The organism is Streptomyces sp. Act143 (assembly GCF_003143935.1).
Classification (GTDB): domain Bacteria; phylum Actinomycetota; class Actinomycetes; order Streptomycetales; family Streptomycetaceae; genus Streptomyces.
This window is the reverse complement of record NZ_QFRX01000001.1, coordinates 8102908-8128985: the sequence shown is the minus strand read 5'-3', so window position 1 is coordinate 8128985 and position 26078 is coordinate 8102908. Positions and strand designations below refer to the sequence as shown.

Genomic DNA, 26078 nt, shown 5'->3' with positions numbered 1-26078 from the left:
GGTCAACCGCCTTGCTGGGAGCGGGCCTTGAAGGCGGCCTTCCTGGCCTCCTTGGCGATCTTCTTGTCGGGGTGCAGCCGGCCCATCGCCTCCAGCACGTCCGCGGTGGCCGGGTGGTCCACCCGCCAGGCGGCGGCGAAGAACCCGCTGTGCTGCTGGGCGAGGCCCTCCACGAGCCCTTGCAGCTCCTCGGAGTTGCCTTCGGCGGCGAGTTGCGCGGCGACGGTGTCGACGGTGAGCCAGAAGATCATCGCCTCCGAGGGCGGCGGTACGTCCGTGGCGCCGCGCTCGGTCAGCCAGACGCGGGCCAGTCCGCCGAGTTCGGGGTCGTCGAGGACGTCCCGCAGCGCCGGTTCGGCCTCCGCGCCCACGAGGGACAGCGCCTGCTGGCAGCGCAGTCTGCGCAGCGGGGCGCCGCTGTCGCCGCCGCGGCTGGCGGCGAGCAACTCTCGTGCGGCGGCGAGGGGTTCACGCCGGGTGAGCCATTGCTCGGTCTCGGCCTGCGCGGCGCCGGGCGGGAAGGCCGCCGTCCCGTCGAGGAGCACGTCCGCACCCTTGTCGGCGAGGTCCCCGACGGCGGGCGCCGCGAATCCGGCCTCCAGCAGCCGCGCCCGGAGCCCGTAGAGCCCGAGCGGGGTGAGCCGCACCATGCCGTAGCGGGAGACGTCGGTGTCGTCGACCGGGGCGGCGGGCTCCTCGTCGGCGTCGGCCATGAGGGCCTCGTCGACGGGCTGGTACTCGACGAGCCCGATCGGCTCCAGGACCCGGAACTGGTCGTCGAGGCGCATCATCGCGTCGGAGACCTGTTCGAGGACGTCGTTGGTGGGCTCCCCCATGTCGTTGGGCACGATCATGGACGCGGCGAGCGCGGGGAGCGGCACCGGGCGGTCGCCGGGGCCGTCCTCGTTGACGGTGAGCAGATAGAGGTTGCCGAGCACGCCGTCGAGGAAGTCGGCCTCGGCCTCCGGGTCCCAGTCGAGGGAGGAGAGGTCGATCTCGCCGCCCTCGTCCATGGCGTCCATCAGGTCGTCGAGGTCGGGCACACTCGCGTCGGCGACGACCGTCTCCAGCGCCCCGAGCCACACCCCGAGCACGTCCTGCGGGGAGCCGCCGGTGAGCAGGGCGAGGTCCTCGCCGGCCGCGACGGCGCCCTCCTCCTCGTCGGTGATCTCGACGAGCCCGGTGTCGACGGCGACCCGCCAGGCCTCGCTCGCCCAGGCCGCGGCGTCGTCCCCGGTCAGGCCGAGGAACTCGGCGGCGGCGGGGAGCTGGTCCTCGACGAGCCCGCCGCCGGCGTCGACGCGGGTCTCGGCGGAGGCCCAGCGGGCGAGCCGGGCGGCCCGGGCGAGCAACGGCGTGGACAGCGCGTCCCGCGCCAGCTCCGCTTCGGGGTGCAGCCGCACCGGCGGCAGGGGGGAGCTGTCTGACATCGGATGGTTCTCCTAGAGGCGACGCGGGACGACGCGGGACGACGCGAGGCCGCGGGGCAGCGCTTCGTACCACTCAGCCGCTCAGCCTAGACGGATTTCCACCCATGCCGCCCGGTTCATCTCCCCGTCAGGTCCCGTACATGGCCGAAACCTTGACAAGTGACCTGATCACACAGGAGATTACGCGCGTAGAAACCTGCTGCACACCTGTTCACTGTATTTTCTACGCGCGTCGCCACCGCCCCACCGGTCGCGGCTCCCGCCGTTCCACGCTCCACCCTCGTCCCGGCGCACCAGAACGTCCCCGGAGGGATCCCGTTGCCGAGCAAGTCTTCCGCGCGCCTCGCCGCGCTCACCGTCGCCGCCGTGTGCTCCGCCGCGTCCACGGTCGTCCTGACCTCCCCCGCGCACGCCGACTCCGTGCGCATCCACGACATCCAGGGCACGACCCGGATATCCCCGTACGCCGGCCAGAAGGTCGCGGACGTCTCCGGCATCGTCACCGGCATCCGCACCTACGGCTCGTCGAAGGGCTTCTGGATCCAGGACCCGGACGCGGACGACAACCCGGCCACCAGTGAGGGCGTCTTCGTCTTCACCAGCTCCACCCCGAAGGGCGTCGCCGTCGGCGACCTCGTCAGGGTGTCGGGCACGGTCTCGGAGTACGTCCCCGGCGGCACCTCCTCCGGCAACCAGTCGATCACCGAGATCACCAAGCCGACCACCACGGTCGTCTCCAGCGGCAACGCCGTCCCGGCCGCCACGGTCGTCGACGCCGAGTCGGTCCCGGACGCCTACGCCCCGGCCGGCGACAGCGCCGCGAACAACTCGGTCAACGGCCTGACCCTGCAGCCGTCGAAGTACGCCCTGGACTACTACGAGTCCCTGGAGGGCGAGAACGTCCGGGTCGCCGACACCCGGGTGACCGGCGCCACCGACCCGTACACCGAGCTGTGGGTCACGGTGAAGCCGCACGAGAACGCCAACCGCCGCGGCGGCACGGTCTACGGCTCCTACGACTCCCAGAACACCGGCCGGCTGCAGATCCAGTCGCTCGGCGCGACCTCCGCCTTCCCGGTGGCGAACGTCGGTGACGTCCTGGAGGGCGCCACCGAGGGCCCGCTGGACTACAGCCAGTACGGCGGCTACACCCTCGTCGCCCACACCATCGGCACGCTGAAGAGCAGCGGCATCGCCCGCGAGACGACGCAGAAGCAGAAGAACGGCGAGCTGGCGGTCGCGACGTACAACGTCGAGAACCTCGACCCCTCCGACGGCACCTTCGCCGCGCACGCCGCCGCGATCGTGAACAACCTGCAGTCGCCCGACATCGTGTCCCTGGAGGAGATCCAGGACAACAACGGCGTGACGAACGACGGTACGGTCGCCGCCGACCAGACGGTGCAGAAGCTGATCGACGCGATCGTGGCCGCGGGCGGCCCGGCGTACGACTGGCGCTCCATCGACCCGGTGAACGGCGAGGACGGCGGCCAGCCGGGCGGCAACATCCGCCAGGTGTTCCTGTTCAACCCGGAGCGGGTCTCCTTCACCGACCGCGCGGGCGGCGACGCCACGACGGCCGTCGGGGTGACGAGGGAGCACGGCAAGGCGGCCCTGACGGTCTCCCCCGGTCGCATCGCCCCGGCCGACGCGGCCTGGGACGACAGCCGCAAGCCGCTGGCCGGCGAGTTCGTCTTCCGCGGCCGCACGGTCTTCGTGATCGCCAACCACTTCAACTCCAAGGGCGGCGACTACGGCCTGACCTCGCAGTACCAGCCGGTGCCGCGCAGCTCGGAGGTGCAGCGCCACCAGCAGGCCACCCTGGTCAACGCCTTCGTGAAGTCGATCCTCGACACCCAGAAGAACGCGGACGTCGTCGCCCTCGGCGACATCAACGACTACGAGTTCTCCGACACCGCCAAGATCCTGGAGACGGACGGCGCCCTGTGGTCGGCGATCAAGTCGCTGCCGAAGAGCGAGCGTTACTCGTACGTCTACCAGGGCAACGCCCAGGTCCTGGACCAGATCCTGGTCTCCCCGTCGATCCGGCGCGGCTGCGGCTTCGAGTACGACAGCGTGCACGTCAACTCGGAGTTCAACGACCAGATCAGCGACCACGACCCGCAGGTCCTGCGCTTCAAGCCGTGACCGTACGGCACTTCGCCGGGCCCGGCCGGACGACGAGTTCGGCCGGGCCCGGCCGTACTAGGCGGGTACCAGCCCGAGCACGTGCTCGTAGCGGCTGACCGTGCTGCTCTTGAGTCCGGGGAAGTTCTGGACGCGCCGCCACGGTTCGGTCGCCGAGCCGATGCCGTCGCCGGGTGCGGCCAGGGCGTCGATGTGGGCCTGGGCGGTCTCCCACTCCGCGTAGTTGAGGACGCGGGTGCCGTCGGTGGCGAGGTGGAAGTGGGCGCCGATGCCGCCGGGGTGCGGGTCCGGCTCGCTCTCCAGCGCCTCGAGGACGGCGTCGACCCAGGCGCGCTGCCGCTCCGGGTCGGGGCCCTCGAACTCGACGTCGACGATCACGATGCACCCCGGCACCCGTGTGTCGCCCTCGCGGGTACCGCTGCGATAGCGGCGGAAGCGGTCGAGCCGGACCCGCTCGATGCCCGGCACGTCGGTGTCGACCTCGTCGACGCGCTCCTGCCGCTGGGTCTTCACGAAGGCCTCGTACGCGGCCTCGCTCGTCCATTGCGAGTGGTGGAGGAGTGTGGAGCCGTCGTGTCCGGCGTAGACGTGGTAGCCGAGCAGGCCGGCGGTGGGCCAGGCGCGGCGCTCCCAGGTCCGCGCGATCGCCGCCACCGCCCGGCGCTGCCGCTCGGGGGTGCCGACGCGCCAGGTGCTGAAGAAGGGCGCTCCGACGCGCGGGTCGGTCAGGTCGGGGTGGTCGTCGGTACGACGGGTCATGTCGGTCTCCGCTGTTCGCTTGCCGATGCGTGTACCGACGACCCTCCGGCCTCAACCAAGGTTCAGGTCAAGTGCTCATCCTGTCCGGTGCGTCCCAGCTCCCTACTTCTTCGGGTACCGCCACGTCACCACGGCCACCGCGGCGAGCGTCGCGCCGATGACGAGCGCCGGCCGCGGGTGCCGGATCGCCGCCTGGACGACGTACCGGGCGGGCTGCGGAACGCTGTGCTCCACCCGCCGCTGCACCTCGTGCCCCGCCTTCGTGGCCCGGTCCTGGCCCTGATGACCGGTCCGCGCGGCCCGGTCCTGGACCTTCCGACCGGCCTGGGCGGCCTTGTCGTGCATCGCGTGCCCGGCCTGGGCCGCCTTGTCGTGCGCCGTGTGGCCGGCCTGCGCCGCGGTGCTGCGCAGTTGCACGGTCATCGCGCCCGCCTTGTCCCGCAGGTCGGCCGCGCGCGCCCGCGCCCGGCTCTTCACGTCCATCTTTCCTGCCAGCTCCTCCACTGTGTCACCGAGTTGGCTGCGGGTCCGCTCGATCTGCTCGCGCAGTTCCTCGGGGCCCTTGGCCCCGCTGTCCACACCCGGCGTCGTCCTGTCCGTCATCGATGCGCCCTTTCCCTGATCTCCTCGACATCGGCCCTGACGCTGCCGAGGGCCTCCTCGGGCGTGGGCGGCGCGGCGCGGCGGAGCTGGGCGCGGCCGTTCGCGGCCAGCAGGGCGGCGGTCAGGAAGAGCACGGCCGTCACGATGAGCGCCGCGGCCCAGACGGGCAGCGTCAGCGAGAGGGCGGCGGCGGCCGTGGCGGCGAGGGCGAGCAGCCCGGCGTAGGCGATCGCGCCCGCGGCGCCGAGCAGCCCGCCGCCGCGGCCGGCCCGCCGCCCCTTCTCGGCGAGCTCCTCCTTGGCGAGGGCCACTTCCTGTCGTACGAGCTGGGAGAGCTGCTCGGTGGCCTGGCCGACGAGTTCGCCCACGGAGTGCTGGGCCTGCCGGGATTCCGGGGTCTGGGTCACGGTGTCCGCCTCCTCTCGGTTCGGAACCTCCGGGTACCCGGACCCGCCCGCGCTACCCCTGCGGGTCCCGGCCGTGCCCCCGTTCCCCGAGCCTGGCCAGCTGCGTCTGGAACCAGTCGAGGCGTGCCTGCAACAGGGCCGCCTCCGCGGCGAGTTCGGACACGTCGAGGTCCGCCGTCGCCGTGCCCCCGCTGCCCGCCACCACCCGCAGCCCCTCCCCCGCCAGCCGGGCGAAGGAGGCGAGCGACACGGATGTGCGCCCGCGCAGACAGGCCGCGCAGGACGGGGCGAGGCCGCGCCAGCCCGGCCTGCCCCAGCCGGCGTCGGCGAGGGCGGAGGCGGTCGCGCCGCAGGCGCAGGGGGCGACGGTGGCGGTGCGTACGCGCTGGCGGGCGTAGCGGTAGCCGAGTTCGAAGCGGAGGTAGCGGCCGAGGACGGTGACCTCCAGCAGGACGGCCGCGCGGTGCTCGGCGGTGCAGAGCAGCGCCTCGGCCGTCGCGCGGTCGTGGACGCAGTGGAAGCCGCAGTCGCAGCGGCGGTGCGGCGCCCGGTGCCGCAGGCCGTAGACGCAGGACGCGTCGGCCAGGACCCCGTACGGCAGCGCGCCGCCCAGCGACACACCGGTGAACCCGGCCCGGGTGCCGTCGTGGGACAGCACCGGGTGGGCGATCTTGTATCCGGTCGGTGGCTCCGTCGGGCGTTCCTCCGGAAGCCGGAACCTCATCGGGCGGCCGGTACCTCTTCGGGCGCCTGCAGTTCCTCGATCTCCTCGGGGAGCCGGAGTCCGGGTTCTTCCTCATGGGTCTGCGGCCGTTCTTCCGCGACTCCGGTGGCGAGTGCCTTGCCGAGCTTCATGACGCCTCCCATGACCAGGGGCCGATGACCGTCCTGGCCATGGTGACCCATCAGGGGCCGATTTGGACATAGGGCCTGCGCCGGACCGCACCCCCACAATCTCTCAGCATCGCTTATCAATACATCGTAGAAGAATTAAGTGGAGCTTCACGATGACTGTGCCGAGACTACTCCCATGACCTACTCCGGTTCCGCCGCCCCGCCCTTCGGCCGCGCCCTCTGCGCGATGATCACGCCCTTCACCGAGGGCGGCGCCCTCGACCTGGACGGCGCGCAGCGGCTCGCCGAGCGGCTGGTGTCGGAGGGCTGCGACGGCCTGGTCCTGTCCGGCACGACGGGTGAGTCGCCGACCACCTCGGACGCCGAGAAGGCGGACCTCGTACGGGCGGTGCGGGAGGCGGTGGGCACCCGGGCGTCGGTCCTCACCGGCATCGGCACCTTCGACACCCGGCACACCGTCGAACTCGCCCTGGAGGCCGAGAAGTCGGGCGCCGACGGGGTGCTGCTGGTCAGCCCGTACTACAGCAGGCCCCCGCAGGACGCCCTCGAGGCGCACTTCCGCCAGATCGCGGACGCCTCCGGCCTGCCGATCGCCCTCTACGACATCCCCGGCCGCACCGGCACCCGCATCGAGCCGGACACCCTGATCCGGCTCGCCGAACACCCGAGGATCGTCGCGGTCAAGGACTGCTCCTACGACTTCCTCGCCGCCCAGAAGGTCATCGCCCGCACGGAGTTGGCGTACTACGCGGGCTGCGACGAGCACAACCTCGCCCTGTACGCGGTGGGCGGCGCGGGTTACATCAGCACGGTGGGGAATGTCGTACCCGCCCGACTGCGCGCCGTTCTCGACGCGTTCGACGCGGGCGACACGGCCGAGGCGGCCCGCCTCCAGCAACGCGCCACGCCCCTCATCGAGTTGATGATGTCGGCGGGCCTGCCCGGCACGGTCACCGCGAAGGCCCTGCTGAACGAACTGGGCCTGCCCGCGGGCCCGGTCCGCGCACCGCTGCTGCCCGCCGACCGGCGGACGGTCGACGGGCTGCTCGCGGCCTACCGGGAGCTTCGCTGAATCAGCGCCGCACGAACACCGGCTCCCAGGCCAGGCGCTGGGAGCCGTCGTCCGGATCGCGCTCGCCGCTCAGGGGGACGACCTTGTCGCTGCCGATCGTGACGAGGACGAGATGGTCCTTGTAGCCGGCGTTCTTGAGCGGTGTGGTGCGTTCCCAGGCGATCAGACGGTGGTCGTCGACCCAGGCGAGCAGGTGGCCGCCGCGCACCTTGGTGATCTCCTTGCCGGTGCGGGGGTTGCGGATCGAGGAGTAGGACTTGCCGGCGAGCTTCTTGCCGAGGTCGACCTCCTTGGTCAGACCGAGGGCGGCCAGCTCACCGTTCGGGGAGAGCCGGGCCGGGACGTCCCAGCGCAGGTGCTTCTCCTTCGCGGGCGCGGCGATCTTCCGGCCGGACAGGTCGTAGAACTCCTCGGTTCCGTCCTCGCTGCTGACGATGCGCCCGTACAGCGCCTTGTCGTCGTCGGTGAAGGCGAAGTCCGCGCGGCTGGGGACGTCGCGGCCGGACTTGATCTGCCACCAGGTACCGTCGCCGCTCACCAGGTCCAGGACCATGTATCCGCTCCGGCTCGTGGCCCGGTCCGCCATCCAGCCGGGCACGCCGCCGTTGGCGCTCTTGACCTCGAACAGCCGGTCGGGGTGCTCGTCGTACGTCGTGGCGACCAGCTTGGTCCCGTCGTGGGAGAACGCCAGCCCGCCGACCCCCACGCTGACCGGGATCCACTTCGTGACTTTCCGCGTCGTGAGGTCGAGCAGCCCGATCCGGCGGGTGGGCAGGGTGCGTTCCAGGACGGCGGCGGTCCTGGCGCCGGGTGCGACGGCGACGTAGGACCACCGGGTGTCCTTCCGGTAGCGCCCGGTGGCGGGGTCGAGGAGCCGGTACGTCCGTTCGGAGATCCCCTCGTCCTTGGTGGTCCGCCGGGCCTCGGCGGTGTAGTAGGCGGCCATCACGGTCTGCCCGGCCGAGATCGCCCGCACCGGCAGCGAGCCGTTCCGCCCGCCCGTGACCCCGCTCGGCCGTACGTCGTCGCCGCCGGAGACCAGCTGCGGCACCGCCACCGAGACGGCGACCACGGCCGCGGTGGCCGCCGCGACGGACGCGAACGTGCGGGCCCGCCGGCGTCGTCGCACGGCCAGCACCCGGTCGGCGAACCCCGGCGGCGCCGGCTGCTGCGCACCGGCCAGGTCCCGCAGCGAGTCCCGTACGAGTTCCTCGACGTTCACGGACGTACCTCCACGGGTGCGTAGTCACGGGACGGCCGGCTCGACGTGTTCAGGGCGGCCAGTTCGGGGGCGAGGGTGCGCAGTCGCGCGAGCGAACGGTGGGTGGTGGACCGTACGGTGCCGACGGAGCAGCCCAGGATGCGGGCCACGTCCGCCTCCGGCAGGTCCTCGAAGTAGCGCAGCACCAGGACGGTGCGCTGCCGGGCGGTGAGCCGTGCGAGCGCGCCCCGCATCACCAGGCGCACCTCGGCGGCCGAGGAGTCGTCGGCGCCGGTACGGCCCTCCGGCGGCTCGGCGACGCTGAGTTCGCGTCTGGGCCATTTCAGCCGCCAGCGGCTGATCTGCTGGCGGTAGAGGATCTGCCGTACGTACGCCTCGGGTTCGTCGATGCGGTGCCAGCGGCCGGCCGCTTTGATCAGCGCGTTCTGCAGCAGGTCCTCGGCGGCGTGCCGGTCCCCGCCGCTGAGCAGCACGGCCGTCTTCAGCAGCGCGGACGACCGGTGCTCCACGAACTCCCGGAAACTGTCCTGCGCCTCGGCATCCATCGTCACCTTCTCTTCCCCCGGCTGATTCCCCCGGGGCCCGTCCCTGGGACCCGTACCTGGGGCCCGTACCTTGGGCCCGTCCCCCGGGCGGACCCGGTGTCCGCCCCTCTGCCCCCTTGTGACGCGCGCGGTCGCGTCCCGCTATGCCTGCCGCGCGCGGAATTCTCAGCGGCCGGCATCCCCTCCTCGCCGTACGGTGATCCGGTGAGCAGCCGCTCCTTGCGCCCCTTGCTCTTCCCCGACTTGCTCTTCCTCGACTTGCTCTTCCTCAACGTCGACGGCCCGCTGAACCCGTACGCGGCGAAGCCGGAGCGCCGCCCCGAGGGTTGCACGACGATCCGGGTGACCCTGCACCCGGGAGCGGGACTTTGCGATGTTGCGGAACGCTACGCTGACGTGAACGCACCGTCAGCGCAGAGCGGGGGAACCACTCGATGACGTCGCCAAGCCCCCTCGAGGAGAAGGATCTTCCCGGGGTGTTCGAGTCGGCGGACGCGATATCCAAGGAAGGGCAGCGCGATTACCTCAAGTGGACCCGGGGACGGCTGCAACTCGCCCTCGCCGCAGCCGTGTTCGGCGGCGTCGCGGCCGCCGTCGACCGCCACGGCGCGGTGGGGAGGACGGCGGCGGCCCTCGCGCTGACCGCCTTCATCGCCGCGCTGCTCACCGAGGTCCATCTGCTGCGGGACAAGCCCGAGGAACGCTGGTACAACGGCCGGGCGCTGGCCGAGTCCGTCAAGACGCTGGCGTGGCGCTACATGGCGGGCGCGGAGCCGTTCCCGCCGTCGCTCGCGGACGACGAGGCCCGCGACGTCCTGCTGACCCGCATCCACGACCTGACGACGGAGGGCGGTCTCCCCGGCCTGGCGTTCGGCCAGGCACAGGTCACGGACCGGATGCGGGAGGTCAGGGCGCTCGACTTCGCGGGCCGCAAGTCCGCCTACCTCACGCTGCGGGTGGCGGACCAGGAGGCCTGGTACATCGGCAAAGCCAGGTTCAACAAGCAGAACTCCGCCAAGTGGCGCACCACTCTGATCGTCTTCGAGGTCCTCGGCGTGGCCGCGAGCACCGTCAGTCTGCTGGACCTCGCCGACATCGACGCCGGCAGTGTCGTGGCCGCCGCCGTCGCCGCGGCGGGTGCGTGGCTGGAGGTCAAGCAGTACGACAACCTCGCCTCGGCCTACTCCCTCACGGCCACGGAACTCGGCTTCGTCCGTATGACGGGTACCAACGTCACGACCGAGGCCGACTGGTCGCGGTACGTCGTCTCGGCGGAGCAGGCGATCAGCAGGGAGCACACGATGTGGCTGGCGCGGCGGCTGGGGATGCGGGCCGTGCGGATGCATCCGGAGTGAGGTGCGCGAGCGCCCTCCCGGGGACGGGGTCCGCCGGGAGGGCGCTGTCTGCTCCGTGGCCGCTGATCAGTTGTGGCTGTGCAGGATCTCGTTCAGGCCGCCCCACACCGCGTTGTTCGGCCGGGCCTCGACCGCGCCGGTGACCGAGTTGCGGCGGAAGAGGATGTTGGAGGCGCCGGAGAGCTCCCGGGCCTTGACGATCTGGCCGTCGGGCATGGTGACGCGGGTGCCGGCGGTGACGTACAGCCCGGCCTCGACCACGCACTCGTCGCCGAGCGCGATGCCGACGCCGGCCTCGGCGCCGACGAGGCAGCGCTCGCCGATGGAGATGATGACGCTGCCGCCGCCGGAGAGGGTGCCCATGGTGGAGGCGCCGCCACCGATGTCGGAACCGTCACCGACGACGACACCGGCGGAGATACGGCCCTCGACCATGGAGGTGCCGAGGGTGCCGGCGTTGAAGTTGACGAAGCCCTCGTGCATGACGGTGGTGCCCTCGGCGAGGTGCGCGCCGAGGCGGACCCGGTCCGCGTCGGCGATCCGGACACCCTTGGGGGCGACGTAGTCCGTCATCCGCGGGAACTTGTCGATGGACGTGACCTGCAGGTGCAGGCCCTCGGCGCGGGCGTTGAGCCGCACCTTCTCGACGTCGTCGACGGCGACGGGGCCGAGGGAGGTCCAGGCGACGTTGGCGAGGAAGCCGAACATGCCTTCCAGGCTCTGCCCGTGCGGCTTCACCAGCCGGTGACTGAGCAGGTGGAGGCGCAGGTAGACGTCATGGGCGTCGATCGGCTTGGCGTCGAGCGAGGAGATGACCGTACGAACCGCGACGACCTCGACCCCACGGCGTGCGTCCGGACCGATTGCCTTGGCGGCCCCGTCCCCGAGCGCCGCCACGGCCTGCTCGGCGGACAGCCGCTCGGTGCCGGAGGGCCCGGCCTCTTCCTTCAGCTCGGGCGCGGGGAACCAGGTGTCGAGAACGGTGCCGTCAGCAGCGATGGTGGCAAGCCCGGCGGCCACGGCGCCGGTGGTACGAGGAGCAGTCGTGTCGGTCATGAGGGCAACCTAACCGGCGGGGGGCCGCGGAGGCTAACCAGCGCGGGCGCGTCTCAGGTGGCGGGCGGTGGGGCGGGGGTGCGGCGGGGGCGAAGGGGCGGCAGCCCCTGGGGACGGGTGCGGGCGGCGGGGGCGAAAGAGCCCACCGCTCCACAACACCGCGCCCCCCGCCACCACCGCCAGCCCCGCACACACCGGCCACACCGTCCCCGGGGCCACCGCATACAACCCCCCGCCCAACGGCGCAGCCAGCACCACCCCACTGATCGAGGCCCCGGCGTACAACGACTGGAACCGCCCCTGCACATGCTCCGGCGCCTGATCGGCGACGTACGCCGTGGCCGTCGTCTTGTACAGCGCCTCCCCCAAGGTCAGCAACGCCATCATCACCACACACGTACCGAGTCCCACCCCCACCAGCAGCACCCCGTACCCCGCCCCCACCAACACCAGTCCCGCGCCGATCACCCGCAACGGCGACCGCTTCCGCAGCACCACCGCGACCGGCAGCTCAAGGCACAGCAGCATCCCTCCGTTGACGGCGAGCAGCGTCCCGTACACCCGCGCATCCATCCCGTGCTCCGCGAGGAAGACGGGAAACGTCGAGTACTGCTGCCGGTAGACGACGTCGACGACCACGATCGCCGGCAGCAGCACCAGCACCGCCGGCCGCGCCCGCAACGCCGCCCACACACCCCCGCTCCGCTCCTCCCGCGGCCGGCGCCGGATCACCTCGCGCGCCGCCGGCACCACCCGAGCCGTCCAGCACGCCAGCCCCGCACTCCCCACCCCCTCCCCCACGTACAGCCAGTCGTACGAGAACCGCGTCGCGACCACCGCCCCCAGCACCGGCCCCACCGTGAACCCCCCGTTCGCCGCGGCCCGCACCACGGCGAACGCCTGCCGCCGCACCCCCTCCGGCACGATGACGGCGACCAACGCCGACTGCGCGGCCCGCTGCACCCCGGACGCGTACTGCGCCAGCGGCAGCGCCCCGTACAGGGCCGCCGTCGGCAGCACCGGCACCGCCCCCAGCAGCACCCCCGCCCCCACGGCAGCCACCAGCAGCACCCGCCGATGCCCGAACCGGTCCCCGTACCACCCCCCGGTGAAGTTCCCCGCGACCAGCCCGGCGCCCCCGATCCCGACGAGCACCCCGGCCTCGCCGGCACCCAGCCCCCGCGGACCGGTCGCGTACAGGAACACGAACGCGAACCCGACACTCACGGCCATGTTCACGAACGTGCCGCAGGCCAACAGCCACACCGCCCGCGGCACTTCTCGCAACGCTCGCACCGGTCCCCCACCGCCCGACTGAGTTCCTTTTGGGAACTGACTATGTCAGCATGGCAGCCTCGGGTCAACGACACACAAGACGCCGACGGACACCCCGCCGGACACCAGCCGGCGGACGAAGGGACGGGACACCATGGCCCGCAGGACGAGCCTGGAGGACTCCACCTGCGCCATCGCGCAGGCCCTGGACGTCGTCGGCGACTGGTGGACCCTGCTGATCGTCCGCGACACCGCCCGCGGCGTGCACCGCTTCGACGAGCTCCAGCGCGAACTCGGCATGTCCCGAAAGGTGTTGACCGAACGGCTGCACCTCCTCGTGGACGCGGACGTGCTCACCCGGGTGCCGTACCAGGAACGCCCCGTGCGCTACGAGTACCGGCTCACCCCGCGCGGCCACGCCCTGCTGCCCGTCCTCGTCGCCCTCCAGGACTGGGGCGACACCTGGGTCCTCGGCGACGGCGGCACGACGGCCACCGCGGCACAGGCCTCGGCGGAGACCCGGCGGGTCCACGAACTCGCCGGCACCCGCCTCCCCGAGCTCCGACTCCTCGACGACCAGGGCGAGTTGCGCGACCCGGTCGCGGACGGCACCCCGTTCACCGTCCTGTACTGCTTCCCCGGCGCCTACGCCCGCGCCGACTCCTATCCGCCCGGCTGGTCGGACATCCCCGGCACCCCCGGCTGCACCCTGGAGTCCTGCACCTACCGCGACCGGCGGGCCGAGTTCACCGCGGCGGGCGCCACCGTGCACGGCGTCTCCACCCAACGCCCGGACGAACAGCGGGCGTTCGCGGAGAAGGAACGGCTGGGCTTCCCCCTGCTCTCCGACGCCGGCCTCGATCTCATCGCCGCCCTGCGGCTGCCGACGTTCCGCGCGGCGGGCGCGAGCAGGCTGAAGCGGCTCACCCTCGTGGTCGACCGGGAGCGGGTGGTACGGGACGTGCAGTATCCGGTGACGGACATCGCGGGGAGCGTGGCGGCGGCGCTGACCACCGTCCGGAACCTCACCGGGCGGGGATGATCCGCGCCAGCACGTCCCGCGCGTACTCCTCGTCGTACACCCCGTCCGTCAGCAGCACCTGAAGACAGATCCCGTCCATCAGCGCCACCAGCGCCCGCGCCGTGACCGGATCGGTGCGGCGGGCCACCAGGTCGACGAGCCGCTCGGTCCATTCGCCGGCGACCGGACGCAGCGCGGGGCGGCGCAGGGCGGCGAGGTAGAGCTCGTACTCCAGCTCCACACCGGTACGGTCCCCGGCGAGCCACTCGCCCATCCAGCCCGCGAGTTCCGCGGCCAGGTCGGCCCGCGGGTCCTCCAGCCCGCCGCGCGCCGCGATCACCTTGGCGAAGCCCTCGTTCGCCTGCCGCAGGGCCGCGACCATCAGCTCGTCGAGGGTCTTGAAGTGGTACGTCGTCGAGCCGAGCGGCACATCGGCCGCGGCGGCGACCGTGCGATGGCTCAGCCCGGCCAGCCCCTTCTCCCCGACGACCCGGATCGCCGCGTCGATGATCCGCTGCCGGCGCTCGGGGTCGTAGCGGCGGGCCATCAGTGCGCCCCGCCCAGGTTCAGCACGACCACCCCGACGATGATCAGCGCGATCCCGGCGGCCTTGGCGGCCGTCATGCCCTCCCCGAGGAAGACCATCCCGATGGTGGCGATGGTCGCGGTGCCGACCCCGGCCCAGATCGCGTACGCCGTACCGATCGCGACCGACTTCAGGGTCTGCGCGAGCAGTGCGAAGGAGACCACGTAGCCGAGGACGGTCAGCAGCGACGGCAGCAGCCGGCTGAAGCCCTCGCTGTACTTCATCGCGGTCGTCGCGGCCACTTCGGCGGCGATGGCCCCGGCCAGCAGTACGTATCCCATGTGTACGAGTGTACACATCATGCGTACGGGCGTACACAACTGCTCACGGGACCGGGTTCACGCAGCCGCGCCATGCGGTCGAGCAGCCGCCGCTTGGCGTGGGCGGCGCGGCGCAGGGCGGAGACCTTGCGGTAGCGGAGCAGCTCGGCGGGGTCGGGCCGGACGGCGCCGCTGAGTTCGTAGCCGTTGCGGCGCAGGCGTTCACCCAACGCCGCCTCGCACAGCTGTATCTGATGGGGCGTCAACCGCTGTTGCCAGCTCCCCGCGCGGGAGGCGTCGAGCGCGCCGTGGGTGCGGCGGTGCCAGGTCTTGCGGGCGGGTACGGCCGTGCTCGCGAGGCGCCGCGGCTCGGTCGTCCGGGGGTCGTACTCCTCACCCAAGTAACCGCACAGCGCGCGCAGTTGCGGCTCGGGATCGGCGACCAGGTCCTCGAAGCGCAGCTCGTGCCAGCTGCCGGGGCCGAGTCGGCGGGCGTGTCGGCGGGTCGTGTCCATCACCTGCGCCCAGGTGGCGACGGCCTCGTGGAAGCCGCGATGCCACCAGGGCATGCCCAGCAGGGAGGCGACGCAGTCGCGGCCGTCGCGGACCAGGTGCACGAACTGGGCGTCGGGGAAGAGCCGCAGGATCTCCTCGACGTGCAGGGCGTAGGCGGGCCGTTTGTCGCCCCAGCGCACCTTGCCGTGGCTCTCGGCGTAGGCCTGGAGCGGGACGCCCAGCGCGGAGCCGAGGGTGGGCGGCCCGTCCGCGATCCGCTCGGCCACGGCGTCGGCGTCCAGGCCGAGTTCATGGAAGCGGGTCTCCTCGCGGCCGGTGATCCACTGGGCGAGCGCGGCACGGTTGCCCCGCTCCCGCAGGTCGCCGAAGCCCAGCCGCCGCTCGTAGGCGGGCAGCACGAAACGGGTCTCGGGAGGCAGGGCGATGCGCGGGTGGGCGTGCAGCATGAGTTGCAGCAGCGTGGTCCCGGAGCGGGGGCAGCCGAGCACGAAGACGGGCCGCACGGCGGACGGACCACGAGGGGCGGAGGGCTCGGAGGGCTCGGAAGGTACGGAGGGCTCGGAGGGCTCGGAAGGTACGGAGGGCTCGGAAGGTACGGAAGGTACGGAGGTAACCACGCTTCCACGCTGCCGACCGGGGATGAGGCGGGCCTGGGAGGGCGCTGAGAAAGCGATGTGGAAGCGGCGGCGAAAGCGGTGTGAACGCGCGGTGGGGAACGATATGGAAACCGCTCGCTGAAAGGACTGCTGCGAAGCAAGCGGTTCCACTACTGTGCCGTCTGCTTCACCGTTCATCCACCCCCCATCACAGCCGCGGCCTTGCCATGGGCTCCGCCGGAGGAACCGCGCATGCCAGAAGACCAGTCCCGCCCTCCTCAGCCCTGGGAGAGCGGGTGGGCCCCCGACCCGTCCCGAGCCCCCGGCACCCGGCGTCTCTATCTCGCGGGTGCGCTGGCGGTGGCCACGATCATCGCCTGTGTGACGGCGATAGCCTGGACGGACCGGAATCCTGACACCCTGTCACAGGCGTCCCCCTCGGACGGCGGGACACTGCCGGGCCTGATCTCGTTCGGCACCCCGTCACAGCCGGAGGTGACGCCGCCGAAGGGCAAGAGCGGTCTCACCACCGACGAGGCCACTACCTCGGCCCCCCGCCAACAGGGCTCCGCGTCCCCTTCCCCGGCCGCGCATCCGACGGCCAAATCCCCGTCGTCACAGCCGAGTTCATCGGCCCCGAAGCCTGCGGCCAGCTGGCGCTCCGTCCGCTCGGTCAACTACCCCGACCGGTACTGGCACGTGAGCGGCGGCTATGTGAAGCTCGACCCCGTCGGCGGCTCGGAGTTCCGCGAGGACTCCACCTTCAAGCTGGTCAAGGGCCTGGCCGACAGCTCCTGCTACTCCTTCGCCACCGCCGACGGCCAGTACCTGCGCCACCGCGACTTCATCCTGGTGGCCGGCCGCAACGACGGCTCGCCCCTGTTCCGGCAGGACGCGACCTTCTGCTCCCGCGCGGCATCCGTCTCCGGCGCGATCATGCTGGAGTCGGTCAACTACCCCGGCCGCTACCTGCGCCACCAGAACTTCCAACTCAAGCTGGACCCGTACCAGTACAGCGACCTGTACCGCCAGGACTCGGCGTTCCGGTTGGTGGCGGGGCCGGCCTGAGCACACGGGAAGGGGCCGCGGTCCACGACCACGGCCCCTTCCGCACGCCCTGTGTCAGACGTTGAACCCGAGCGCCCGAAGCTGCTCCCGCCCATCGTCCGTGATCTTGTCCGGGCCCCACGGCGGCATCCAGACCCAGTTGATGCGCAGCTCGTTGACGAGGCCGTCCGTGGCGGACTTGGCCTGGTCCTCGATGACGTCCGTCAGCGGGCAGGCCGCGGAGGTCAGGGTCATGTCGATCGTCGCGATGTTGGCGTCGTCGATGTGGATGCCGTAGATCAGGCCCAGGTTGACGACGTCGATGCCCAGCTCGGGGTCGACGACGTCGTACAGCGCCTCGCGGATCTCTTCCTCCGAGGCCGGCTTCATCTCAACGGTCTCGCTCATGCCGTCTTCCTTTCCGCGTCGGCTCCGCCCAGGGCCTGGGCCGTCGCGTCCTTCCACGCCATCCAGCTGAGGAGGGCGCACTTGACCCGGGCCGGGTACTTGGAGACACCGGCGAACGCGACCGCGTCCTCCAGCACCTCCTCCATCGCGTCGTCGGGCTCCAGCCTGCCCTTGGACTGCATCAGCTCCAGGAAGGTCTCCTGGATCTTCTGCGCGTCGGACAGGTCCTTGCCGACCAGGAGTTCGTTCAGGACCGAGGCCGAGGCCTGGCTGATGGAGCAGCCCTGGCCCTCGTACGACACGTCCTCGATCGTCGTGCCGTCGTACTTCACACGCAGGGTGATCTCGTCACCGCACGTCGGGTTCACGTGGTGCACCTCGGCGTCGCCGTCCCGGAGACCACGCCCGTGCGGGTTCTTGTAGTGGTCCAGGATGACTTCCTGGTACATCGAATCCAGCTTCACGACAGCCTCTCAGCCGAAGAAGTTCCGTACGTGCTCCAGGCCGTCGACCAGTGCGTCGATCTCGGTCGGCGAGGAGTACAGATAGAACGACGCTCGCGTGGTCGCGGGAATTCCGTAGCGCAGGCAGACGGGCCGGGCGCAGTGGTGACCCACGCGGACCGCGATGCCCTGCTCGTCCAGCACCTGGCCCACGTCGTGGGGGTGGATGTCGCCGAGCGTGAAGGAGATCGCCGCGCCCCGGTCCTCGGCCGTGGTCGGGCCGATGATCCGCAGGTCGGGGACCGCCGCCAGCCGCTGGACGGCGTACTCCGTCAGCGCGTGCTCATGGGCGAGGATCTTGTCCATGCCGATCGAGTTCAGGTAGTCGATCGCCGCGCCGAGCCCGACCGCCTGGGCGATCGGGGGCGTGCCCGCCTCGAACTTGTGCGGGGCGGGAGCGTACGTCGACGAGTGCATCGACACCGTCTCGATCATCTCGCCGCCGCCCAGGAACGGGGGCAGGTCCTCCAGGAGCTCCTGGCGGCCCCAGAGCACGCCGATGCCCGTCGGACCGCACATCTTGTGGCCGGTGAAGGCCACGAAGTCGGCCTGCAGGGCCTGGACGTCCAGCGGCATGTGGGGCGCCGCCTGGGAGGCGTCGATGCAGACGAGCGCACCGACCTCCTGCGCACGGCGGATGATCGCCTCGACCGGGTTGACCGTGCCGAGGATGTTCGACACCAGCACGAAGGAGACGATCTTCGTCTTCTCCGTGATGATCTCGTCGATGTTGGAAAGGTCGAGACGGCCGTCGTCGGTCAGCCCGAACCACTTCAGCTTCGCGCCCGTGCGCTGCGCGAGCAGCTGCCACGGCACGATGTTGGAGTGGTGCTCCATCTCCGTGATGACGATCTCGGTGTCGGAGTCCACGCGGTAGGGCTCGTCGGCCCAGCCCAGCATGTTCGCCACGAGGTTGAGCGACTCGGAGGCGTTCTTGGTGAAGATGACCTCGTCGCGCGAGGGCGCGTTGATGAACGCGGCGACCTTGTCCCGCGCGCCCTCGTACAGCGCCGTGGCCTCCTCGGCGAGCACATGCACACCGCGGTGGACGTTGGCGTTGTAGCGCTCGTAGTACTCGCTCAGGGCGTCCAGCACCTGGCGCGGCTTCTGCGACGTCGCCGCGTTGTCCAGGTACACGAGCTTCTGCCCGTCGTGGACCTGGCGGTCCAGGATGGGGAAGTCCTTGCGGATCGCCTCGACGTCGAGGAGGCCCGGCAGCTGTGTCACTCGGATGCGCCACCCTTCGTGTAAGCCTCGTAGCCCTCGGCCTCCAGCTTGTCGGCGAGCTCGGGGCCACCCGACTCGACGATCTTGCCGTTGGCGAACACGTGGACGTGGTCGGGCTTGATGTAGCGCAGGATGCGCGTGTAGTGCGTGATCAGCAGGGTGCCGACCTCGCCGGTCTCGCGGACGCGGTTGACGCCCTCGGAGACGATGCGGAGGGCGTCGACGTCCAGACCGGAGTCGGTCTCGTCGAGGATCGCGACCTTCGGCTTGAGCAGCTCCAGCTGGAGGATCTCGTGGCGCTTCTTCTCACCGCCGGAGAAGCCCTCGTTGACGTTGCGCTCGGCGAAGGAGGGGTCCATGTTGAGGCGCTCCATGGCCTCCTTGACCTCCTTCACCCAGGTGCGCAGCTTGGGGGCCTCGCCGCGGACGGCGGTGGCGGAGGTGCGCAGGAAGTTGGAGACGGACACGCCGGGGACCTCGACCGGGTACTGCATCGCCAGGAACAGGCCCGCGCGGGCGCGCTCGTCGACGGACATCTCCAGGACGTCCTCGCCGTCGAGGGTGACGGTGCCGCTGGTGATCGTGTACTTCGGGTGACCCGCGAGCGAGTAGGCGAGGGTCGACTTGCCGGAGCCGTTGGGGCCCATGATGGCGTGCGTCTCGCCCTGCTTCACGGTCAGGTCGACACCCTTGAGGATCTCCTTCGTGGCGTTGTCGGCCTCGACGGTGACGTGCAGGTCTCGGATTTCAAGCGTTGCCATGGGTGCCTCAGGACTCCTGGGTGAGGGAGACGAGCACGTCGTCCCCTTCGATCTTTACGGGGTATACGGGGACGGGGCGCGTCGCGGGAAGGCCGGACGGCTTGCCGGTGCGGAGGTCGAAGCTGGAGCCGTGCAGCCAGCACTCGATCTGGCAGTCCTCCACCTCGCCCTCGGAGAGCGAGACGTTCGCGTGGGAGCAGATGTCGTGGATGGCGAACACCTCGCCCTCGGTCTTGACGACCGAGACCGGCGTGCCGTCGAGTTCCACCCGCTTCGGGGTGTCCTCCTCCAGCTCGCTCAGCCCACAGGCGCGTACGTAGGCCATCAGACGGTGGCCTCCAGCTCGGCCTCGATCTTCTCCAGCAGCCGCGTCTCGATGTCCTCGACGCCGATCTGCTGGACCAGCTCGGCGAAGAAGCCGCGGACCACCAGGCGACGGGCCTCGTCGGCGGGGATGCCGCGGGCCATCAGGTAGAAGAGCTGCTCGTCGTCGAAGCGGCCGGTCGCGGAGGCGTGGCCGGCGCCGACGATCTCGCCGGTCTCGATCTCCAGGTTGGGCACCGAGTCGACGCGGGCGCCGTCCGTGAGGACCAGGTTGCGGTTCATCTCGTAGGTGTCGGTGCCCTCGGCCGCGGCCTCGATCAGCACGTCACCGATCCACACCGCGTGCGCGTCGTCGCCCTGGAGCGCGCCCTTGTAGACGACGTTGGACTTGCAGTGCGGGGTGTTGTGGTCGACCAGGAGGCGGTGCTCCTGGTGCTGACCGGAGTCGGTGAAGTACAGGCCCAGCAGCTCGGCCTCACCGCCGGTGCCGGCGTAGGCGACCCGCGGGTGCAGCCGTACGACGTCACCGCCGAAGGTGACGACCACGGACTTGAAGGAGGCGTCCCGGCCGACGAGGGCGTTGTGCTGCGCCACGTGCACGGCCTTGTCGTCCCAGTCCTGGACGGAGACGACGGTCAGCTTGGCGCCGTCGCCCAGGACGTAGTCGACGTTGGCGGCGAGGACGGCGTCACCGGTGTGGTCGATGACGACGACGGCCTCGGCGAAGGCGCCCAGCTCGATCACCTGGTGGGCGAAGGCGGTGCCGCCCTCGCCGTGCACGGCGATCCGGATCGGCTCGGTGAGGACCGTCTCCTTGGGGACGGTGATGACACCGGCCTTCTCGAACGCCGAGTACGCCTGCGCGGCGATGCGGTCCACCGGGGTGCCCGCCTTGCCGAGGCGCGCGTCGTCGCGGCCGACGGTCTCGACGGTGACGCCCTCGGGGGCCTGCACGTCGACCTTCACGCCGTCGCCGGTGGCGACGGCGGTGCCGTCGTGGAGCCCGCGCAGGCGCTCCAGCGGGGTGAACCGCCACTCCTCCTCGCGGCCGTGCGGGACCGGGAAATCCGCCACGTCGAAGGACGGGGGCGCGCTCATGCGCGTGGCGACGGTCGACTCGGCGGCCACCGCGATCGAGCCGGCGGTGGTGGAACCCACCGGGATGTTGTGAGCCTCAGCCATGGCTGTCGGTCTGCTCTCTTCCTGCGTAAGTGACTTGACGGAGACGGGGGTCGCTTAGCCGACCGCGCCTTCCATCTGGAGCTCGATCAGCCGGTTGAGTTCCAGCGCGTACTCCATGGGCAGCTCCTTGGCGATGGGCTCGACGAAGCCGCGCACGATCATGGCCATCGCCTCGAACTCGCTCAGACCACGGCTCATCAGGTAGAAGAGCTGGTCCTCGGAGACCTTGGAGACGGTCGCCTCGTGGCCCATGGACACGTCGTCCTCGCGGACGTCCACATAGGGGTACGTGTCGGAGCGGGAGATGGTGTCGACGAGCAGCGCGTCGCACAGCACGTTGGACTTGGAGCCGGCGGCGCCCTCACCGATCTCGACGAGACCGCGGTAGGACGTACGACCGCCACCGCGCGCCACCGACTTGGAGACGATGTTGGAGGAGGTGTTCGGCGCCATGTGGACCATCTTGGAGCCGGCGTCCTGGTGCTGGCCCTCGCCCGCGAAGGCGATGGACAGGGTCTCGCCCTTGGCGTGCTCGCCCATCAGGTAGACGGCCGGGTACTTCATCGTCACCTTGGAGCCGATGTTGCCGTCGATCCACTCCATGGTCGCGCCCTCGTACGCCACGGCGCGCTTGGTGACCAGGTTGTAGACGTTGTTCGACCAGTTCTGGATGGTCGTGTAGCGGCAGCGGGCGTTCTTCTTGACGATGATCTCGACGACCGCGGAGTGCAGCGAGTCCGACTTGTAGATCGGGGCGGTGCAGCCCTCGACGTAGTGCACGTAGGCACCCTCGTCGACGATGATCAGGGTCCGCTCGAACTGGCCCATGTTCTCCGTGTTGATGCGGAAGTAGGCCTGGAGCGGGATCTCCACGTGGACGCCCGGCGGGACGTAGATGAAGGAGCCGCCGGACCACACCGCGGTGTTCAGCGACGCGAACTTGTTGTCGCCGACCGGGATGACGGTGCCGAAGTACTCCTTGAAGAGCTCCGGGTGCTCCTTGAGGGCGGTGTCGGTGTCGAGGAAGATGACGCCCTGCTCCTCCAGGTCCTCGCGGATCTGGTGGTAGACGACCTCGGACTCGTACTGGGCCGCGACACCGGCGACGAGGCGCTGCTTCTCCGCCTCCGGGATGCCGAGCTTGTCGTAGGTGTTCTTGATGTCCTCGGGCAGGTCCTCCCAGGACTCCGCCTGCTTCTCCGTGGAGCGCACGAAGTACTTGATGTTGTCGAAGTCGATGCCCGAGAGGTCCGAGCCCCAGGTCGGCATGGGCTTCTTGTCGAACAGGCGCAGGCCCTTGAGGCGGAGCTTGGTCATCCACTCCGGCTCGTTCTTCTTCGCCGAGATGTCGCGGACGACGTCCTCGTTGATGCCGCGCTTGGCAGAGGCACCGGCCTCGTCGGAGTCCGCCCAGCCGTATTCGTACTTACCCAGGCCCTCGAGCTCGGGGTGGGCAGTCTCCTCGATGGGGAGAGTCATGCGGGGTTCCTCCCGGCCGTGCTTGCAGATGCGTTGTGTGTGGTGTGGGAAATCTTGGGGATGAACGTCGTGCAGACGCCGTCACCGTGCGCGATGGTCGCCAGTCGCTGGACGTGCGTTCCGAGCAGCTGGGAGAAGATCTCGGTCTCCGCCTCGCAGAGCTGCGGGAACTTTTCCGCGACGTGGGCGACGGGGCAGTGGTGCTGGCACAGCTGCTCGCCGACCGGTGCGCTGCGCGCCGTAGCAGCGTACCCGTCCGCGCTCAAGGCCTTGGCCAGGGCTTCGGTGCGCTCCTCGGGGGCGGCGGCCTCGATGGCCTCGCGGTAGGCGCCGGCCTGCTCGGCGACCCTCGCGCGCGCGAAGGCGGCGACGGCCTCGTCCCCGCCGAACCGCTCCTGGATGAAGCGCAGGGCGTCCGCGGCGAGTTTGTCGTACGACTGGTCGAAGGCGTCGCGGCCGCAGTCGGTGAGCGCGAAGACCTTGGCGGGGCGACCGCGCGTCCGCGCTCCGTAGACCCGCTGCTCGCGCGCCTCCACGACGTCGTCGGCGACCAGCGCGTCGAGATGCCTGCGCACGGCGGCCTGGGTCAGGCCCAGCCGGCCGGCCAGCTCGGCGACGGTCGACGGCCCGTGGTCCAGGATGGATCGCGCGACCCGGTTGCGCGTCGAGCGCTCCCCGGTCGCGAGCTCCTCCTGCGGGGTCCCCGTGGGGGTCTCCCGAGCCTCGCCGACGTTTTTCACAACGCCATTGTTGCGTAATTCTCCAGAGCCGGGCAACCCACGTCCGGACCGATCAACGGTGCGGTGCATCACTTAGGTAAAGCTAACCTGACCTGCGAGAACGATCTTTGATCGATCAATTCGGTGGCATCGCCGACCCCCTTCGGGGACACTCCACAACCATGCCCACACCCCCTCCGACCGGCCCTCTTGTCACCCGCGGCACCATCGCCGCGCACCTGCGCGAGCTGGGTGTCCGGGACGGCGAGATCCTCCTCGTGCACTCCTCCCTGAAGGCGCTCGGCTGGGTCTGCGGCGGGCCGGTGGCCGTCGTCCAGGGACTTCTCGACGCCCTCGGCCCGCGCGGCACCCTGGTGGTCCCCACCCAGACCGGCGACCTCTCCGACCCGGCCCTCTGGGAGAACCCGCCGGTGCCCGAGGAGTGGTGGGAGCCGATCCGGGCCGCCATGCCCGCCTACGACCCCTCGATCACCCCCACCCGCGGGGTCGGTGTGATCCCTGAGACCGTCCGCACCTGGCCCGGCGCCCTGCGCAGCGCGCACCCCCAGACGTCCTTCGCGGCGATCGGCGCCCGCGCGCGTGAGGTGATCGACGGCCACGCCACCGACTGCCGGCTCGGCGAGCGCAGCCCCCTGGCCCGCCTGGAGGAGCTCCACGCGCGCGTGCTGCTCCTGGGCGCCGGTTACGACGCCTGCACCAGCTTCCACCTCGCCGAGTACCGCATTCCGTCGCCCCTGGTGAAGGTCGGCCGCCCGGGCCCGGTCGGCTGGGAGACGGTGACCGAGGTGTCGATCACCTCCGACCGCTTCGACGAGCTGGGGCACGACTTCGAACGGGACCGCCCCGTCGTCCGGGGCACGGTGGGCGCGGCCGACGCACGGCTGTTCCCGGTGGTGGACGCGGTGGCGTACGCGCAGCGCTGGCTGGCGGTGCACCGGTCCCGCGAGGAGGAGATCTGAACCCGGCGACCGGAGCCGTCCCCGCCGTACCTAGACTCTTGAGCCATGCGAAGTGAGCCCGTGGTCCAGGTCCAGGCCCTGGTGAAGCGGTACGGCACGAAGACCGCGGTGGACGGCCTCGACCTGGTGGCCAGGGCGGGTGTCACCGCCGTGCTCGGTCCCAACGGGGCGGGCAAGACGACCACGGTCGAGACCTGCGAGGGCTACCGGAAACCGGACTCCGGCACGGTACGCGTCCTGGGCCTCGACCCGGTCCGGCAGTCCCGCGAGCTGCACACCCGGATCGGCGTCATGCTCCAGTCCGGCGGCGTCTATTCGGGCGCCCGCGCGGACGAGATGCTGCGCCATGTCGCCAAGCTGCACGCCCACCCCCTGGACGTCGACGCCCTCATCGAGCGTCTGGGGCTGGGCAGTTGCGGCCGGACGACGTACCGGCGGCTGTCCGGCGGCCAGCAGCAGCGCCTCGCGCTGGCGATGGCGGTGGTGGGCCGCCCGGAGCTGGTCTTCCTGGACGAGCCGACCGCCGGCCTCGACCCCCAGGCCCGGCACGCCACCTGGGACCTGGTCCGCGAGCTGCGCGCCGACGGCGTCTCGGTCATCCTCACCACGCACCACATGGACGAGGCCGAGCAGCTCGCCGACGACGTCGCGATCATCGACGCCGGCCGGGTCATCGCCCAGGGCTCCCCGGAGGAGCTGTGCAAGGGCGGCGCCGAGAACACCCTCCGCTTCTCGGGCCGCCCTGGCCTGGACGTCGGCTCCCTGCTGAAGGCGCTCCCGGCGGACTGCACGGCGGCGGAGCTGACACCGGGCTCCTACCGGGTGGGCGGCAAGGTGGACCCGCAGCTGCTCGCCACCGTCACCTCCTGGTGCGCCCAGCACGGCGTGATGCCGGAGAAGATCTCGGTCGAGCGGCACACGCTGGAAGACGTATTTCTTGAGCTGACCGGCAAGGAGCTGCGCTCGTGACCGCGACCGGTACGTACACCCCGAAGCCGGGCGCGGCCCCGCTCGGCCGCATGATCGCGGCTCAGGCGGCACTCGAGACGAAGATGCTGCTCCGCAACGGCGAGCAGCTCCTGCTGACGGTCGTGATCCCGACCCTGCTCCTCGTCCTGTTCAGCTCCGTCGACATCGTCGACACGGGCGCGGGCGAGGCGGTGGACTTCCTCACCCCCGGCATCCTCGCGCTCGCGGTCATGTCCACGGCCTTCACCGGTCAGGCGATCGCGACGGGTTTCGAGCGCCGCTACGGCGTGCTGAAGCGGCTGGCCGCCTCCCCGCTCCCCCGCTGGGGCCTGATGACGGCGAAGACGGCGTCGGTGCTGGTGACGGAGATCCTCCAGATCGTGCTGCTGACGGTGATCGCCTTCGCGCTGGGCTGGGACCCGCAGGGGAACCCGGCGGCCGTCGTGCTGCTGCTGATCCTGGGGACGGCCGCCTTCTCGGGCCTCGGCCTGCTGATGGCGGGGACGCTGAAGGCCGAGGCCACCCTGGCCGCCGCCAACCTCGTCTTCCTGCTCCTCCTGGTCGGCGGCGGAGTCATCGTCCCGATGGACAAGTTCCCCGCCGGCGCGCAGGACGTCCTCGGCCTGCTGCCCATCTCGGCCCTCTCGGACGGTCTGCGGGACGTGCTCCAGCACGGGGCCGCCATGCCGTGGGGCGACCTGGGAATCCTGGCGGTGTGGGCAGTCGTCGGACTCGCCGCGGCCGGGCGGTTCTTCCGGTGGGAATAGCCCCTC

General features: G+C 71.0%; 30 protein-coding genes. 9 read left to right on the top strand and 21 right to left on the bottom strand.

The window, feature by feature from the left end; genetic code table 11:
* Positions 1–2: 2 nt before the first annotated feature.
* The gene (locus tag DI272_RS37120; RefSeq protein ID WP_109499560.1) at positions 3–1430 is read right to left on the bottom strand and encodes a hypothetical protein; all 1428 of its coding nucleotides are present in this window, start codon (positions 1428–1430) and stop codon (positions 3–5) included.
* 318 nt (positions 1431–1748) lie between these two features.
* On the opposite strand from DI272_RS37120, the gene DI272_RS37115 reads away from it, so the two are divergent.
* Positions 1749–3578, top strand: a complete 1830-nt coding sequence (locus DI272_RS37115) for an endonuclease/exonuclease/phosphatase family protein (RefSeq protein WP_109499559.1) — start codon at positions 1749–1751, stop codon at positions 3576–3578.
* Between the two features lie 57 nt (positions 3579–3635).
* On the opposite strand, the gene DI272_RS37110 is transcribed toward DI272_RS37115, so the two are convergent.
* The 5 genes from DI272_RS37110 to DI272_RS45740 all read right to left on the bottom strand — a co-directional run bounded on the left by DI272_RS37110 (position 3636) and on the right by DI272_RS45740 (position 6202).
* Positions 3636–4337 (bottom strand): antibiotic biosynthesis monooxygenase, encoded by a 702-nt coding sequence (locus DI272_RS37110; RefSeq protein ID WP_109499558.1) that lies wholly within the window; start codon positions 4335–4337, stop codon positions 3636–3638.
* A gap of 102 nt (positions 4338–4439) precedes the next feature.
* Entirely contained in the window at positions 4440–4940 is a 501-nt protein-coding gene (locus DI272_RS37105; RefSeq protein ID WP_109499557.1) for a DUF3618 domain-containing protein, read from the bottom strand.
* Positions 4937–5347 carry a phage holin family protein gene (locus tag DI272_RS37100; RefSeq protein WP_109499556.1) on the bottom strand — a complete coding sequence of 137 codons (411 nt, stop codon included), beginning with the start codon at positions 5345–5347 and terminating at the stop codon, positions 4937–4939. Before DI272_RS37100 ends, DI272_RS37105 begins: the two co-directional genes overlap by 4 nt.
* A 52-nt stretch (positions 5348–5399) precedes the next feature.
* A complete protein-coding gene (locus DI272_RS37095; protein ID WP_109499555.1) occupies positions 5400–6071 on the bottom strand; it encodes a hypothetical protein in 672 nt (223 codons plus the stop codon).
* Positions 6068–6202, bottom strand: coding sequence for a hypothetical protein (locus DI272_RS45740; protein ID WP_258314788.1), 135 nt, complete (start codon positions 6200–6202; stop codon positions 6068–6070). Before DI272_RS45740 ends, DI272_RS37095 begins: the two co-directional genes overlap by 4 nt.
* A gap of 175 nt (positions 6203–6377) precedes the next feature.
* On the opposite strand from DI272_RS45740, the gene dapA reads away from it, so the two are divergent.
* Positions 6378–7274 (top strand): 4-hydroxy-tetrahydrodipicolinate synthase, encoded by an 897-nt coding sequence (gene dapA, locus DI272_RS37090; protein WP_181387440.1) that lies wholly within the window; start codon positions 6378–6380, stop codon positions 7272–7274.
* A gap of 1 nt (position 7275) precedes the next feature.
* Here dapA and DI272_RS37085 read toward each other — a convergent pair whose 3' ends face one another.
* Both DI272_RS37085 and DI272_RS37080 read right to left on the bottom strand, forming a co-directional pair.
* Positions 7276–8496: a hypothetical protein gene (locus tag DI272_RS37085; protein ID WP_109499553.1), complete on the bottom strand. Its 1221-nt coding sequence runs from the start codon at positions 8494–8496 to the stop codon at positions 7276–7278.
* On the bottom strand, positions 8493–9041 hold the full coding sequence (locus DI272_RS37080) for a SigE family RNA polymerase sigma factor (protein ID WP_109501245.1): 549 nt from the start codon (positions 9039–9041) through the stop codon (positions 8493–8495). Before DI272_RS37080 ends, DI272_RS37085 begins: the two co-directional genes overlap by 4 nt.
* 204 nt (positions 9042–9245) lie before the next feature.
* Between DI272_RS37080 and DI272_RS37075 the strand changes: the two genes are divergently transcribed.
* Both DI272_RS37075 and DI272_RS37070 read left to right on the top strand, forming a co-directional pair.
* Positions 9246–9479, top strand: a complete 234-nt coding sequence (locus DI272_RS37075) for a hypothetical protein (protein WP_109499552.1) — start codon at positions 9246–9248, stop codon at positions 9477–9479.
* On the top strand, positions 9476–10396 hold the full coding sequence (locus DI272_RS37070) for a DUF4231 domain-containing protein (RefSeq protein ID WP_109499551.1): 921 nt from the start codon (positions 9476–9478) through the stop codon (positions 10394–10396). The genes DI272_RS37075 and DI272_RS37070 overlap by 4 nt, the downstream gene beginning before the upstream one ends.
* A gap of 66 nt (positions 10397–10462) precedes the next feature.
* Here DI272_RS37070 and dapD read toward each other — a convergent pair whose 3' ends face one another.
* Entirely contained in the window at positions 10463–11452 is a 990-nt protein-coding gene (dapD, locus tag DI272_RS37065; RefSeq protein WP_109499550.1) for a 2,3,4,5-tetrahydropyridine-2,6-dicarboxylate N-succinyltransferase, read from the bottom strand.
* 33 nt (positions 11453–11485) lie between these two features.
* Positions 11486–12748, bottom strand: a complete 1263-nt coding sequence (locus tag DI272_RS37060; RefSeq protein WP_109499549.1) for an MFS transporter — start codon at positions 12746–12748, stop codon at positions 11486–11488.
* 133 nt (positions 12749–12881) lie between these two features.
* Here DI272_RS37060 and DI272_RS37055 point away from each other — a divergent pair, with 133 nt between their 5' ends.
* A complete protein-coding gene (locus tag DI272_RS37055) occupies positions 12882–13769 on the top strand; it encodes a winged helix-turn-helix transcriptional regulator (RefSeq protein WP_109499548.1) in 888 nt (295 codons plus the stop codon).
* On the opposite strand, the gene DI272_RS37050 is transcribed toward DI272_RS37055, so the two are convergent.
* The 3 genes from DI272_RS37050 to DI272_RS37040 are packed head-to-tail and all read right to left on the bottom strand — an operon-like array spanning position 13753 to position 15613.
* Entirely contained in the window at positions 13753–14295 is a 543-nt protein-coding gene (locus tag DI272_RS37050; RefSeq protein ID WP_109499547.1) for a TetR/AcrR family transcriptional regulator, read from the bottom strand. The two genes, DI272_RS37055 and DI272_RS37050, sit on opposite strands and share 17 nt — an antisense overlap.
* Positions 14295–14615: a multidrug efflux SMR transporter gene (locus DI272_RS37045; RefSeq protein ID WP_109499546.1), complete on the bottom strand. Its 321-nt coding sequence runs from the start codon at positions 14613–14615 to the stop codon at positions 14295–14297. The genes DI272_RS37050 and DI272_RS37045 overlap by 1 nt, the downstream gene beginning before the upstream one ends.
* 17 nt (positions 14616–14632) lie before the next feature.
* Positions 14633–15613, bottom strand: a complete 981-nt coding sequence (locus DI272_RS37040; RefSeq protein ID WP_109499545.1) for a sulfotransferase — start codon at positions 15611–15613, stop codon at positions 14633–14635.
* Between the two features lie 345 nt (positions 15614–15958).
* Here DI272_RS37040 and DI272_RS37035 point away from each other — a divergent pair, with 345 nt between their 5' ends.
* Complete coding sequence (locus DI272_RS37035; protein ID WP_109499544.1) at positions 15959–16774, top strand: AbfB domain-containing protein; 816 nt, start codon at positions 15959–15961, stop codon at positions 16772–16774.
* 54 nt (positions 16775–16828) lie between these two features.
* On the opposite strand, the gene DI272_RS37030 is transcribed toward DI272_RS37035, so the two are convergent.
* The 8 genes from DI272_RS37030 to DI272_RS36995 are packed head-to-tail and all read right to left on the bottom strand — an operon-like array spanning position 16829 to position 23377.
* A complete protein-coding gene (locus tag DI272_RS37030; protein WP_058926035.1) occupies positions 16829–17161 on the bottom strand; it encodes a metal-sulfur cluster assembly factor in 333 nt (110 codons plus the stop codon).
* Complete coding sequence (gene sufU / locus DI272_RS37025) at positions 17158–17625, bottom strand: Fe-S cluster assembly sulfur transfer protein SufU (protein WP_109499543.1); 468 nt, start codon at positions 17623–17625, stop codon at positions 17158–17160. Before sufU ends, DI272_RS37030 begins: the two co-directional genes overlap by 4 nt.
* Positions 17626–17634: 9 nt before the next feature.
* Entirely contained in the window at positions 17635–18891 is a 1257-nt protein-coding gene (locus DI272_RS37020) for a cysteine desulfurase (RefSeq protein WP_109499542.1), read from the bottom strand.
* Entirely contained in the window at positions 18888–19652 is a 765-nt protein-coding gene (gene sufC, locus DI272_RS37015; protein WP_109499541.1) for a Fe-S cluster assembly ATPase SufC, read from the bottom strand. Before sufC ends, DI272_RS37020 begins: the two co-directional genes overlap by 4 nt.
* Before the next feature lie 7 nt (positions 19653–19659).
* Complete coding sequence (locus DI272_RS37010) at positions 19660–19977, bottom strand: non-heme iron oxygenase ferredoxin subunit (RefSeq protein WP_109499540.1); 318 nt, start codon at positions 19975–19977, stop codon at positions 19660–19662.
* Positions 19977–21158, bottom strand: coding sequence for a Fe-S cluster assembly protein SufD (gene sufD / locus DI272_RS37005; RefSeq protein ID WP_109499539.1), 1182 nt, complete (start codon positions 21156–21158; stop codon positions 19977–19979). Before sufD ends, DI272_RS37010 begins: the two co-directional genes overlap by 1 nt.
* A 54-nt stretch (positions 21159–21212) precedes the next feature.
* Complete coding sequence (sufB, locus tag DI272_RS37000; protein WP_109499538.1) at positions 21213–22637, bottom strand: Fe-S cluster assembly protein SufB; 1425 nt, start codon at positions 22635–22637, stop codon at positions 21213–21215.
* Complete coding sequence (locus tag DI272_RS36995; protein ID WP_109499537.1) at positions 22634–23377, bottom strand: metalloregulator ArsR/SmtB family transcription factor; 744 nt, start codon at positions 23375–23377, stop codon at positions 22634–22636. The genes sufB and DI272_RS36995 overlap by 4 nt, the downstream gene beginning before the upstream one ends.
* Before the next feature lie 161 nt (positions 23378–23538).
* Here DI272_RS36995 and DI272_RS36990 point away from each other — a divergent pair, with 161 nt between their 5' ends.
* The 3 genes from DI272_RS36990 to DI272_RS36980 are packed head-to-tail and all read left to right on the top strand — an operon-like array spanning position 23539 to position 26072.
* Entirely contained in the window at positions 23539–24336 is a 798-nt protein-coding gene (locus DI272_RS36990; protein WP_109499536.1) for an aminoglycoside N(3)-acetyltransferase, read from the top strand.
* Between the two features lie 45 nt (positions 24337–24381).
* Positions 24382–25305 (top strand): ABC transporter ATP-binding protein, encoded by a 924-nt coding sequence (locus DI272_RS36985; RefSeq protein ID WP_109499535.1) that lies wholly within the window; start codon positions 24382–24384, stop codon positions 25303–25305.
* Positions 25302–26072: an ABC transporter permease gene (locus DI272_RS36980; RefSeq protein ID WP_109499534.1), complete on the top strand. Its 771-nt coding sequence runs from the start codon at positions 25302–25304 to the stop codon at positions 26070–26072. The genes DI272_RS36985 and DI272_RS36980 overlap by 4 nt, the downstream gene beginning before the upstream one ends.
* Positions 26073–26078: the final 6 nt, after the last annotated feature.